Origin of the sequence: Bartonella sp. TT29SHDZB (genome assembly GCF_042193395.1) — a bacterium.
GTDB lineage: Bacteria > Pseudomonadota > Alphaproteobacteria > Rhizobiales > Rhizobiaceae > Bartonella.
Genome location: NZ_JBHILQ010000011.1, coordinates 16,456 through 30,089, shown reverse-complemented (window position 1 = coordinate 30,089; position 13,634 = coordinate 16,456). Strand labels below are relative to the sequence as shown.

9 protein-coding genes are annotated in these 13,634 nt (G+C 36.5%); 2 read left to right on the top strand and 7 right to left on the bottom strand.

The genetic code is table 11. The features are described 5' to 3' along the window. Positions 1-6: 6 nt before the first annotated feature. From ACFIJJ_RS06400 to ACFIJJ_RS06390, 3 genes are all read right to left on the bottom strand, one after another. Complete coding sequence (locus ACFIJJ_RS06400) at positions 7-1,362, bottom strand: L-cystine transporter (protein ID WP_375623531.1); 1,356 nt, start codon at positions 1,360-1,362, stop codon at positions 7-9. 2,064 nt (positions 1,363-3,426) lie between these two features. Next, positions 3,427-4,800 (bottom strand): glutamate--cysteine ligase, encoded by a 1,374-nt coding sequence (locus ACFIJJ_RS06395; protein WP_375623529.1) that lies wholly within the window; start codon positions 4,798-4,800, stop codon positions 3,427-3,429. 68 nt (positions 4,801-4,868) lie between these two features. Then, positions 4,869-5,612 carry a 16S rRNA (uracil(1498)-N(3))-methyltransferase gene (locus ACFIJJ_RS06390; protein ID WP_375623527.1) on the bottom strand — a complete coding sequence of 248 codons (744 nt, stop codon included), beginning with the start codon at positions 5,610-5,612 and terminating at the stop codon, positions 4,869-4,871. A gap of 236 nt (positions 5,613-5,848) precedes the next feature. Between ACFIJJ_RS06390 and ACFIJJ_RS06385 the strand changes: the two genes are divergently transcribed. Continuing rightward, positions 5,849-5,992 (top strand): hypothetical protein, encoded by a 144-nt coding sequence (locus ACFIJJ_RS06385; RefSeq protein WP_273790383.1) that lies wholly within the window; start codon positions 5,849-5,851, stop codon positions 5,990-5,992. A 314-nt stretch (positions 5,993-6,306) separates the two neighbouring features. Here ACFIJJ_RS06385 and ACFIJJ_RS06380 read toward each other — a convergent pair whose 3' ends face one another. Next, positions 6,307-8,187, bottom strand: a complete 1,881-nt coding sequence (locus tag ACFIJJ_RS06380; RefSeq protein ID WP_375646372.1) for an AsmA family protein — start codon at positions 8,185-8,187, stop codon at positions 6,307-6,309. 315 nt (positions 8,188-8,502) lie between these two features. Here ACFIJJ_RS06380 and folD point away from each other — a divergent pair, with 315 nt between their 5' ends. Beyond that, entirely contained in the window at positions 8,503-9,402 is a 900-nt protein-coding gene (gene folD, locus ACFIJJ_RS06375; protein ID WP_375623523.1) for a bifunctional methylenetetrahydrofolate dehydrogenase/methenyltetrahydrofolate cyclohydrolase FolD, read from the top strand. A 65-nt stretch (positions 9,403-9,467) separates the two neighbouring features. Here folD and edd read toward each other — a convergent pair whose 3' ends face one another. From edd to zwf, 3 genes are read right to left on the bottom strand one after another with little or no spacing between them, the layout of a single operon-like run. After that, a complete protein-coding gene (edd, locus tag ACFIJJ_RS06370; protein ID WP_375646371.1) occupies positions 9,468-11,291 on the bottom strand; it encodes a phosphogluconate dehydratase in 1,824 nt (607 codons plus the stop codon). Between the two features lie 56 nt (positions 11,292-11,347). Further along, positions 11,348-12,100, bottom strand: a complete 753-nt coding sequence (gene pgl, locus ACFIJJ_RS06365) for a 6-phosphogluconolactonase (protein ID WP_375623519.1) — start codon at positions 12,098-12,100, stop codon at positions 11,348-11,350. Between the two features lie 10 nt (positions 12,101-12,110). Then, positions 12,111-13,583: a glucose-6-phosphate dehydrogenase gene (gene zwf, locus ACFIJJ_RS06360; protein ID WP_375646370.1), complete on the bottom strand. Its 1,473-nt coding sequence runs from the start codon at positions 13,581-13,583 to the stop codon at positions 12,111-12,113. Positions 13,584-13,634 lie beyond the last annotated feature (51 nt).

Here is a 13,634-nt window from a genome sequence, read left to right as displayed (position 1 = left end):
CTAAAATTATTTTTTAAAAATACTTTTATCTGTTGTCCGTAATATTTGACTGGTGACCGTTCCGGCTATCATTGAATCGCTCACGTTTAGAGCGGTCCGTCCCATATCAATTAGCGGTTCAATAGAGATAAGTACAGCAACCAAAGTAACAGGAAGCCCCATAATTGGTAACACAATCAATGCAGCGAAAATAGCACCTCCCCCCACACCAGCAACACCAATAGAACTCAATGTTACAACACCAATAAGCGTAGCAATCCAAGTCGGATCAAGAGGATTAATACCCATAGAGGGTGCAATCATGGTCGCAAGCATCGCTGGATAAAGACCAGCACAACCATTTTGTCCAATTGTTGCCCCAAAAGAAGCTGCAAAACTCGCAATGGATTGTGGTACACCTATCCACTGTGTTTGTGCTTCAATATTCAAAGGAATACTTGCAGCACTTGAACGACTGCTAAAAGCAAATGTCAAAACCGGTAAAACCTTTTTGAAAAAACGAAAGGGATTAACTCCAGAAATACCAAGCAATACACCGTGAATTCCAAAAATTAAAATAATACCGACATAAGAAGCAATAATAAAAACCAGTAAATTTAAAATATCTGCAATACGCGATATTGCTCCTACTTTTGTCATAAGTGCAAAAATACCATAAGGTGTCAAAGCAATCACAATACGGACTAACCGCATAATCCAAGCTTGTGCCACTTGAATAAATAAAAGCGCTTTTTCTCCTTTTTCTGGCTCATCTTTCTTTAAAAGGAGAACCGATGCACCTAAAAATGATGCAAAAATAACAACACTGATAATTGACGTACGTTTAGCTCCACTCAACTCAGCAAATGGATTTTTAGGAATCATAGACAAAATCATCTTTGGTATATTCATATCTCCAAGTTTAGAAATATGACCTTCAAGAAGAGCAGAAACATTTTGCCCTTCATGCACCAAACCATCGGTTGTTAATCCAAAAAAATTAACCACAAGCACACCAACCAATGCTGAAAGAGCCGTTGTAAAAAGCAATATTGAAATTGTTATTATACTCATCTTTCCAACAGCATAAACAGAATGTAAATGAGCAACTGCTGAAACGATAGAGATAAAAACCAATGGCATAACAATCATTTGCAACAATAAAATATAGCCCTCACCGACAATGTTAAACCATTCAACGGATTTCAATAAAGTGCTTTCACCCTCTCCATAAATAAACTGCAAAACACTTCCAAAAATCAAGCCAAGGATAAGCCCTAGCATAACACGTAGTGAAAGACTCCATTGCATTCTCTTACTTTGGGCAACCCACAGTAAAAAAATAACAAATAAAAACAAATTGATGAAAAAATTAAATGTCATTGTCTATGCCCAGTCCATATTCACTATTGTTATGATGACGTAAATAACATGCATAATTCAAAATCAATGCATAATATCTGAAATTAAAGTATAAAGCTTACAAGGCTTTTACAAGATCATTATTTTTTCAATTTATAGCTTAAAAGAGAATTTTTTATCTATTAATAACGGTTTAAAGAAAATAAATAAAAATACTTTCCTATTATTTAAATTTACACTCTCATTAAAAATAATTAAAAAAGAGAAGTATAAACAACATTCATTGCATCTTAATACTGAATAGTTCCAACATATCTTATCCTATAAATGCCCTTATCACTCTCTTTTGCTATTTGAATTAAAAAGAGTTTTCCAAGCAAGGATGAATTAACAATCGAACATTCATGATTTTTCTAGAAAATACACCAACAAGCTACTTTTGCTAATTTTATGAACTGCGCTCTCAATAACAAAAAAATCGTAAATGTAGCGGGCTTTGAAAGCTACAATGCCTATTGAAATGTAATACCAACAAAAATATCATATATTTCATTTGATATAACCACATTAACTGATATCAATCGTCATAATAGCTATATTCAATATCCGACTATTGATCGAAGATAAGGCATTAAATCACTCAGAAGCGTACCGTAACATTTATTGTTTTAGCTTCTCTAATACCTTTGTTTTCTGTATTAATATCATTTGGATATATCAAAGTGAATAGATCTGAATCTGTACAATGAACTTTATCAATCACACCTCAATAAAAACTATAGAGATTCAGAATATCGCGAAAAAGAGGAAATAGCAAAAGAATATATATATAGAAGTCTTTCAGAGTACAATAAAATTTGTCACAAGCTGGCATCATCGTTATATTTTAGCCCTCAATGTGCCCGACAGCCCTTGTATTAAAACGGTTTATAAGAAGCATTTTTAGTCCTTTCTTCTATAGTTTTTTCTCCACACGCCAGCCCCACTTGTGACGTACAAGCAAGTGATTTTGATTGATCAAGATAAACAGATTTGAAATAAGAGAATCTTATGGTATTGGGGGGCTAATTCAATATAAATAACGCCATATTATCTTTATAAATCAATATATTGTTACATCTACAGAATATGATAAGGTATCGTAAAAAAATATTTAATGGAACTACAAATTGAACCTTCATAATTGGATATTTTAAAGCATTACCACACAATACTTGTCTTTTGTGAACACTGTATACTGTTGTTTGGCAAATAATCCAAAGACAAAGATCTGCTCAGTAATTAAATATGATACTAATTTGATTCATTGAGAAAAAATGCTTCTCTCGCAAAACTTGAAACAGACTTTAATGATCTGATGGCTGAATATGTAGAAAATTTTTAGATTCTCCAACTGATATTAACCGAAAAAAACAAATGATGTGTTCAGAAAAACTAATAACATTGTAATTCCCTTACCCATTTTAAAAATACAGCGATTGTCTACATGATGACAGTATAATTATATCGTATAATGATAAAAAAAGAATAAGAATCCTCATGAGATCTGGCTAATAAAAAATGGAAGCAATAAAAAGTTAAGCAGCACACTCTATGTTTTTAACGAACAAAAGAAGTGTTTGTAGCTTACCAGCACAACAACTAAGGTTTTGTATTTTTTCCACAAAACAAAATACTTCGTGTTCATATAAGCATCGTATATTGAGTTATAATCATTTATTATTCTAACATTAAGCAAGATATTAAACGCAAATTATATTTTTTTATCCCTTTTAAAAGTGAAAAATATTGTTTTCAAATCTATCCATCAGCGTGATGAGCCAAGTGGATAAAAATATTTGATAACCAGCTAAATATATCTCCTATGATCTATCTTTAGGATAAAGATACAACATTGAGGTTACAGAGATATCGTGACAGTATTAATCTGGATATAAAGATAACAGTGCCCAAAAGAGCTCTGTATTGTATCCCTTATGAGAAAGGTTGAAAGCAAGGGACAATATTCTCTCTAAGACAAGTTGGTGAATGCCTCCCACAGTGATATGCATTTTTTAAAAAGTACAAAGCGCCTTTGCCTAAAATTTAATAGGCACATTCTAAAAATACAGGTTCTACAGACTCATTCCAAATAGAATAGTAATAAGACAACAATTTTTCAGCATCTGTTTGCCCCATTGCAACAACCTCTTCTAAAGGATTAAGAAAATTTGTTTCATCAAAACCATTCTCATCATACTGTTTGCGATTTTTTAAGCCCTTGCGTGCAATAGCAAGAGCTTGACGTGCTAATTCTAAAAGAATGGTTTGACGAAAAGGGGTTCTTAATCCTTTTTGGGGAACATGTTGGCGCAACTCTAAAACTTCTTCAAAACACCAATCTTTTGTTAAAGCCTCTGCCTCATTAAGTGCTTCTCTATCATAAAGAAGCCCAACCCAAAAAGCTGACAACGCACAAATACGCTTCCAAGAACCGCAATCAGCTCCTCTCATTTCTAAAAATCTTTTTAAGCGGACTTCAGGAAATAACGTTGATAAGTGATTAATCCAATCTCCCATGTTTGGAATTGAATTTGCAACTTCTCCTCTTAATGCTCCATTCATAAACTGACGAAATGTTATATGTGTACAATCATAATAACGACCATCCCGCACAACAAAATACATTGGAACATCAAGGGCCCATTCAACGTAATCAGCAAAACCAAAACGCTCAGAAAATATAAAGGGGAGAACGCCTGTCCTCTGATTATCCGTATTACGCCAAATTTCAGAACGCCAAGATAAAAAGCCATTTGGGCGTCCTTCTGTAAAAGGTGAACTCGCAAATAATGCGGTCGCAATAGACTGTAGCTTCATAGATACTTGCATTTTTCGCCGCATATCACTTTCAGATGAAAAATCAAGATTAACCTGAACTGTTGATGTGCGATACATCATATTAAGACCATTATGCCCCACTTTCGGCATATAATCAGTCATAATCTGGTAACGTGACTTAGGCATTTTCGGCGTTTCAGCCAAAGTCCACTTTGGACTAGCTCCAAGACCTAGAAAACCTATACCTAATGGTTCTGAAATTTTCTTGAGAAGAGTTAAATGCTTCATCAACTCGTAATATGTATGCCCTACTGATTTTAATGGTGCACCAGATAATTCAAATTGTCCCCCTGGTTCCAAAGAAATAGCCCCCTGATCAACTGATCCTACGAGCCCAATAATATTCCCTTCATCTAAAATAGGTTCCCACCCTAAAGCGCTTTGCATCCCCTCTAAAAGCGCTCGGATTCCTCTCTCACCTTCATAAGGAACAGGAAGAAAACCATCTCTATAAAACGGAAATTTTTCATGTTCTGTACCAATACGCCAATCATCTTCTGCTTTATACCCCCCTTGGAAATAGCTAACCAAGGAATCTAAGTTATAAATTTCACTTTCATCGGTTATATCAAGCGCCATAACTTATCATATCCTATCATTGGTATTATCTTCTTAAATGACTTATTTAGAATGATTTTACAGACTTCTCAATCCATTGACCAATCTCCCACTGTAGCATTAAGAAGAGCTAAAGCAGCGACAGCGGCAGTATCAGCGCGTAAAATACGCGGACCTAATGATATTGGAACCACAAAAGGATGTTTTTTTAAAAAGCTCCGCTCTTCTTCACTAAAGCCACCTTCCGGTCCAATAAGAATACCAGGTTTTGTAACTTTAAACTTCTTAAAAGAAGGCAATGGATTATGCGATTTATGCTCTTCATCACAAAAGAATAAAGGCTGTGTCTCATCCCAACGTGCTAAAAGCTCTGCTAATGATAAAGCAGATACGCATTCAGGAAGAGATAAAATGCCACACTGTTCAGAAGCTTCAATAACATTGGCTTCCATACGCGCCATATTGATACGCGTAACCTGTGTATGATGCGTTATAACAGGCTGCAAAATCGACACCCCCATTTCAACAGCTTTCTGCACCATATAATCTAACCGCGCGTTTTTGAGTGGAGCAAAGCAATAAATAAGATTGGAATGCGTCGTTTGTAATCTTTCTTGATGGATAAGCTGAGCTACAACAAATTTTTTTTTAACAATGATAAGCTTAGCAAGCCACTCACCATCCTGTCCATTAAAAAGTAAAATTTCTGCTCCTGCTTTCATCCGCAAAACATGCACAAGATAAGAAGCTTGTGCCCCCTCTATTTTTATTTCTTCATTCAAAGCCAATGTCTGTCGGATAAACAATCTTTTAAGTTTATAATTTATGCGCATAAAAATCTTATCAAAGCTCACTATCGTCATCGAGAAAATAAAGAAAAGTATATAACAAAAAGAAAAAATTATATCTATAGAACTATAATATATTAAAGAATTATAGAGTTTTTTTTAGCTTTATGAGATGATAATAGGAACCAATAGATCTTTAAGTGATTCTGCTTTCATAATAGTTTAAATAATACACCATTCATCTTTGCATTCAGTCATTGATGCATCCGTGGAGGAAAAATATGTCTGCTAAAAAAGCTACAATTATTACGATTACAACCCTCTTAGCCTTTATTTTGATTACAGTGGGAATTGGTTCTGTTGGAGCAGACGGGAAGCATACAATTACCAAAGATGGCTATGGTATTTCTTCTGCGATTCAATAAGCACTGGCCAACATCCTCCTTAAAATTTTAATGTTTTTTAGCAACTTTTCTAAGATTTGCATAAATATTATGAATCTCTTGTATTTGAGAGATTCCATAAGAAGGATTTTTATTCTTCTCTTCAGTCATTTATCTATATCAACCACACTTATTATGACGGAGAGGACGGTTTTTACTGCTTCACGACGAACGGACTTAAAATGAAAGAATCTTTCGATAATGGGAGCTCTGATTTAAATTTAAAAACAACCTTAAATTGCAAATAGATGAATGATCATTATAAAATAGAATGTTATACAGATGAAAAACAATACTCAATCTGTATCAATGTCTTTTGTAATCAAAAAATTACCAAGATATTGCCCTTTAGAGCTCAGAGTAAATGTAAAAGGCTGTGCAAGGCTGTTAGCAAGACATTGAACATCTTTACATAAAGTTTCTGATCTATAATTTTTGCATAATTGTGCCTGTAGTATCAATTCATTCTGCTTCCCTTGAGCAATAGCAGTTACAATGGTTCCTTGAATGGATAAACTCAAGTCTGCTGTACGCATCAATGACTCTGTCACCTTCATCGTACCTTCTGAAAAGCTTGTCTGAATATCCCAATGATCAAATGTTGTTGAAAAAGTATCATTATTCATTAAAAGAAATTGTTGTTTATTTGAAAGTTTTGTTTGTAATTCATTCAGATCATACCCTAATAGCCGACCAGAAGACATCTTTAATGTTAATTCACCTTGCATTTTCGTAAAAATTTCTGGATAAGAATCAGCAAGTGTTCGTACCGTTGCAGTAAAATTTGTTTTGCTTTGTATAAATGGAATAAATCCTAAAGCTTCTAGAGCTCTCTGCGTATCAACAGAAGTACCTGAAATATTTCCTCCAATATGCATTTTTTGTCTAGCTGACGTAACTTCAATATTACTTTGAATGGATCCGCCAAAAATATTCGCATGCCCAAGATCAAAAATACCATGCCCATTTCTTATTTGTATCGCAGCAGCTAAATTTGTGAATGCAATATTCCCTATTTTAGCTTGTGGTGCTGAAAGTCGTATATCCACGCCAATACGATCAAAAATTCTCATATCAAAGCAGGTATTTTTCTTTTTACCTGAAAAAAACATTGAACCCAAGAGGCTAAGGTTTAGGTTATCAAAGGCTAAAGAGCCCATGACATTTGGTACATAATCTTGAAAATCAATTTCTAAAGCCCCACGTGCATTGGTTTTCCCCATCGTAAATGTAACATTGTTCATTTGGATATGCATTGGTTGCGCTAAAAAATGAGATTCCCATACAATGGGTATTTTTAATTTATGTCCCCAAAATTGATTCCCACCAACCCAAGATAATGTCTGATTCCATCCCGGAGAACGCATCGATACCTTTCCATCAAAAATATAATATTCAGATAACCGAGCCTGCCCTGTAAAAGTTATTCCCCCACGTACAGAATTGAGACTTGCTTTAATCTGGCTTTTGCCTCCTGCAAGAAGCAGCAATGCTTGAGATGCATCAATTGATAACTTTGTAAATTCTCCGCGCCAACGAGCATCTGCACGCAACCGTACTTCCTGAGTCGCTTCTGCCCAATCTAAAGTTGCATTTAATCCTGTTATTTTTTCTGTTACTCCTGAAAAACTATCGTGATAAACAAGAGCACCATTTTCAATGACAATCCGCCCAAAAGGTTGTTTTAAAAGGTGCTCTAGTTCTGGATGTTCAGGATTACTTTTTAATATTTCACGCGCATTGCGTATTGCCAACCCTAATGCACCTTGTGAGCGAGAAAACCGATCAAAAAAATCTGCTATTGTTTTAACAGGCTTTTCCATAACAAATTGAGGACGCATAATCCGCGTCTCTGAAAAAGAAATATGTCCCCAAAGAAGATCGACGATAGAAAGATCAACTTCTATTGATTCAGCTTCCATTAATGGCGCAACATCATTCATTTTTGATGTTAAAGTAACGCCAGAAAGAAATGCTTTAGGATAAGGAAAAAGATGTAACCGCGGTGGATCACGCAATTGCACATTGTAACCCGTCCATGCACTCAAATCCTGCGCTAAACGAATACGAATCGCATCTGTAGAGATAAGATAAGGTAAAACGAGAATCCCCACTCCAAATAAAAAGATAATTGTAATAAAAACTCCGCTCAAAAATTTTATTATTCTGATGCGCACAATATCCCTCTATACTTCCCCCCCCTATAACAGATTAAAAACAAACTTAAATGATCATAAAAAGTTTTTATAACCCTATAATTCACTATATCTACTTTGTATCTTCATTATTTTTGTTCTTTATCCAAAATTTATTCAAACAGCAATGTTGCTGCTTCTTTATAAAGCAATTATTTAAAAGTCTTCAAAATCATAAATCCACAATATTATAAAACCATTCTTACTGTTCTCATATGAATATTGCTATAAAACTCTATCGTATTATTAGAAAATGCTTTACACAAAAACAAACAGCCTTACCGAAAGGATCTCTGAATGAATAATATTATTGACGGAAAAAAACTTGCTGAAGAGATTATTGTGAAAGTTAAGGCCGAAACAACAAAGCTCCGCCATCACTATAATATACAACCTAGTATCGCTGTTATTATCGTTGGAGATGATCCAGCAAGTCAAGTATATGTCGCCTCAAAAAATAAAAAAGCCGAAGAATGTGGGTTTCTTTCAATCAAACATGCCGTTTCCAAAGAAACACAAGAAAAAGAACTCCTGCAACTTATTGCAACATTAAATTCTGATCCCAAAATTCATGGTATTTTGGTACAGCTGCCTCTCCCTGCTCATATGAATACAAATCGCATAACACAAGCCGTTGCTTTCCAAAAAGATGTTGATGGGTTTCATTATATTAATGTAGGAAAACTCGCGGCAAACGCACTTGAAGATGCGATTATTCCCTGCACACCAGCTGGTGCCATGATGATGATTGAACAACACTGTGGGCAAGATTTATCTGGACTTGATGCTGTCGTTGTTGGACGCTCTAATATTGTTGGAAAACCTATGGCTGCCCTTTTAACAGCAGCCAATGCCACTGTGACAATTGCCCATAGTCGTACCCGTGACCTTGATGATGTGTGTCGAAGCGCTGATATTCTCGTAGCAGCTGTAGGTCGCCCACAAATGATTAAAAAAGACTGGATAAAAGATGGTGCAATTGTTATTGATGTCGGTATTAACCGCGTTGCTGCACCAGAAAAAGGGATAGGAAAAACACGTCTTGTTGGTGATGTTGATTTTGAAAACGTAAAAGAAAAAGCTGCTGCGATCACCCCTGTTCCAGGAGGCGTTGGACCAATGACAATTGCCATGCTTATGGTTAATACACTCAAAGCTGCTGCGCGATCACACAATCTTCCTATACCAAAATTCTAAGAATCGTAACAGTTCATTGTGCATGGTTTCATGGCGCAGACTCATCTTGTTCATTTTTGCATTTTTCATGTCATAAAAACAGATGCTCCTTGATCCGCACGATTAACGGATTGACGAAAAACATGAAAAAGTTCACGTCCAACGCCATGTTCGTTTTTTGAAAGATCAGGAGGTGTGATTGTTCGCGCGTTAAATTTTTCTAAATCCTCCAAAAGAGTTAATTTACCCCCATGAACATCAAGGAAAACAATGTCACCATCCTGCAAACGTGCAATGGGGCCATTATCCACTGCTTCTGGTGTCACATGGATGGCAGCAGGAATTTTTCCTGATGCCCCTGACATACGGCCATCCGTTATCAATGCTACCTTTTGACCGCGATCTTGTAAAACGCCTAAAATAGTCGTTAATTTATGAAGCTCTGGCATACCATTGGCTTTTGGTCCTTGATAGCGAATGACAGCGATAAAATCTTTATCATGCAACGCTCCAGATTTAAAAGATTTTTGTAGTTCTTCTTGATCATTAAAAACAAGGACAGGAGCTTTAATCTGCCAATACTCTGGTTTAACAGATGAAACTTTTATAATAGCTGTTCCCAAATCTCCTGATAAAACACGAAGACCACCGTCAGGCTGAAATGGCTTTTTCCACCCTACTAACACCTTATGATCACCACTTTCCTTGAGAGCAGCTTCACGCACCACATGACCATCAGCAGAAAGCTTTGCTTCAATTGCATAAGCATTGAGATCTTTACCAAAAACCGTAGAAACATCTTCATGTACTAAACCTGCCTCGATAAGTTCGCGAATAATAAATCCCATCCCCCCAGCTGCATAAAAATGATTGATATCCGCTAAACCATTTGGATAAATTCGCGCCAAAAGAGGCACAACGGATGAAATTTCTGCAATATCATGCCATGTCAATTTAATACCGCAAACAGCAGCCATAGCAATCAAATGAATCGTATGATTGGTAGAGCCTCCTGTTGCATTTAATCCTACAATGGCATTTACAAAAGAACGCTCATCAATGATCATACCAAGTGGTCTATAATGATCACCAAGATTTGTCATTTCAAGTACACGCTTCGTAGCTTCCTTTGTTAAAGCATCACGCAACGGTGTATTCGCATTAACAAAAGAAGCTCCAGGCATATGAAGCCCCATCATTTCCAGTATCACCTGATTTGAGTTAGCGGTTCCATAAAATGTACATGTTCCTGGCCCATGATAAGAACGTGCTTCTGATGCTAAAAGTGTTTGGCGATCTATTTTATTTTCCGCGTAAAGTTGACGTATCTTCGCTTTTTCATCATTACCTTGACCACTTGTCATAGGACCAGCTGGTATAAAAATTCCTGGTAAATGACCAAATATTAGTGCACCAATCAATAAACCTGGTACAATTTTATCACACACCCCAAGATACAATGCTGCATCAAAGACATCGTGTGATAAGCTTATAGCTGTTGCCATTGCAATTACTTCACGCGAAAAAAGAGAAAGTTCCATCCCCGCATTTCCCTGCGTAACACCATCGCACATCGCGGGAACACCACCTGCAACCTGTGCAACACCACCAACCATACGAGCCGACTCTTTAATTAAGTGAGGAAATTTTTCAAAAGGTTGATGCGCTGAAAGTATATCGTTATATGCCGTGATAATGCCAATATTCCCAACGATATTTCCCTTCAAACGCTCTTTATCTATTGCACCACAAGCAGCAAAGCCATGAGCCTGATTGGCACATCCTAAAAAACTCCGTTTGGGGCGATGGACTTGTGCTTTTGCAATACGATCTAAGTAAATTTCTCGTGTTGATCGAGAACGTTCATAAATCCTTCGTGTAACTGTGGCAATTGTCTTGGAAAGTGCCATATTTCTCTCCCCCTTTCATTGTTTCTTCCCCTCATTCATTGAGAGAGATTACGTTTTTATTCACCTTGTGTCGCATATTCTGATTCACCTATTTCATTTTCTGCAGGCGACCAATAAACCTGTACAAGATGAGGGGAATTACGCAAAATTGCCCGAATAGGCATTTCTATTTCAGATCCATCTTGACACGCTTCTTCAAAACAATCGCGTTTCTGAAAACCTTCAAAATGGAGAATAATACAACGAGATTGCATAATAACTGGCAAAGTTAGTGAGAGTCTTGGCTCAACAGCGCTCTTGGCATGAAGGGGTAAAACAAGTGCTTGTGTTCGAAGATCAAGCGCTTGCTTTAAACGATCAGCATCAGGAAAAAAGGAAGCTGTATGTCCATCAATTCCCATTCCTAAAACAACAACATCAAAGGGTTTAGGCAAAGTATTAACACGATTTGCCGCTGAAAAAGCAGCAAGTTCAGCAGTAATTGCTTTATGATAAAGCCCTACAAAACGCGCTTTTTCGGCAAAATTTTGTAACAAATGACACCGTACCATATGTTCATTTGAACGTTCATCGTGTGTAGGGACAAAACGTTCATCGACCAAAGTGATAATAATCTTTTGCCAATCAATATCCGCTTTTGACAAATAATGAAAAAACAATTCTGGTGTTTTACCACCAGACACCGCTAAAACGGCTCTCTTGCGCTCAAGAACAGATACACTAAGCTCTGCTGCTACTCGATCTGCTAATGCCAAGGCTAAAGTCTGAGGAGTTTCAAAATCTAAACGGTCAATATTCATTCTATACATACTTATTGCTCTAAACTAAATTGTTCCATATACGCCCATCACGTTCTATGAGGCTCGTCGAAGCAGATGGGCCCCATGAACCAGCGTTATAACTGTGAACAGGCTGTTTTATTTCTTCCCATCCCTCAATGATTGGATCAATCCAACGCCAAGCAGACTCAACTTCATCACGACGCATAAACAGTGTTTGATCTCCACGAATAACATCCATTAATAAACGTTCATAAGCATCAGGATTACGTTCAGAAAATGCGGAAGCAAAACTCATGTCTAATGGAATGTGACGAAACCGCATACCGCCATAACTTGGATCCTTAATCATCAACCATTGTTTTACACCTTCATCAGGTTGGAGACGAATCACAAGCCGATTAGAAAAAATTTCATCTAAATCCACATTAAAAATATTATGAGGAATAGGTTTAAAAACCACAACAATTTCAGACATTCGCGTGAACATGCGCTTACCTGTTCGTAAATAAAAAGGCGTATTGGCCCAGCGCCAGTTATCAATCTTAACCTTAAGCGCTACAAATGTTTCACTCTTACTCACTCTTCCCAAATCATCGAAATAAGACTTTACAGATATACCATTTGATAGACCAGCAAGATACTGTCCACGTACAGTATGCTGCCCTACATTATGGACATCAAGCGGTGTTAAAGACTGCAAAACTTTAAGTTTTTCATCGCGCACAGCATTAGCACTGTTGGTAAATGGTATTTCCATCGCGACCAAACAAAGTAATTGTAGCATATGGTTTTGAACCATATCGCGGAGAGCACCAGTGCTTTCATAATATTCTGTACGCCCCTCTAACCCCAAAGATTCAGCAACGGTTATTTGAACATGATCAATATAATTGGAGTTCCATAGCGGTTCATAAAGTGTATTAACAAACCGCAATGCCATTAAATTTTGAACAGTTTCCTTCCCAAGATAATGATCAATACGAAAAATCTGCTCTTCATTAAAGGTGCTTGCAAATACATCATTAAGTGAAACAGCTGTTTTTACATCACAACCAATTGGCTTTTCAATGATAATCCGTGTTTGTGGTGTCACCAAATCATTTTTTTCCAACTTCATCGCAATATCAGTAAAAAGTGACGAACCAACAGCCAAATAAAAAGCTCGAATATCCGCTGAATCTTGTGATAGAAGGAGGGCTAAATCCTCCCATCCTCGATTTGAGGAAACATCAACAGAAACGTAAGTTAAACGTGCAAGAAAACGATTGAGTTCTGTTGAATTTAGATCTTTTGGATGGATATGTTTTTCTAAAGAAATGCGGACAAAATTTTGATATTCTTCACGACTTAAGGAAGTGCGCGAAACCCCAATAATACGTGTTGGCTCACTGAATTGCCCAGCACACTGACAATGATACAAAGCCGGCAAAAGTTTGCGCGAAGCCAAATCACCATTGCCACCAAAAACAATACAATCAAAGGAAGAAACTGGAATAATTTTACGCACCATGAACTTGTTTATTTTTCCATTCGATTATGAAATCCCATATCACTTATAAAA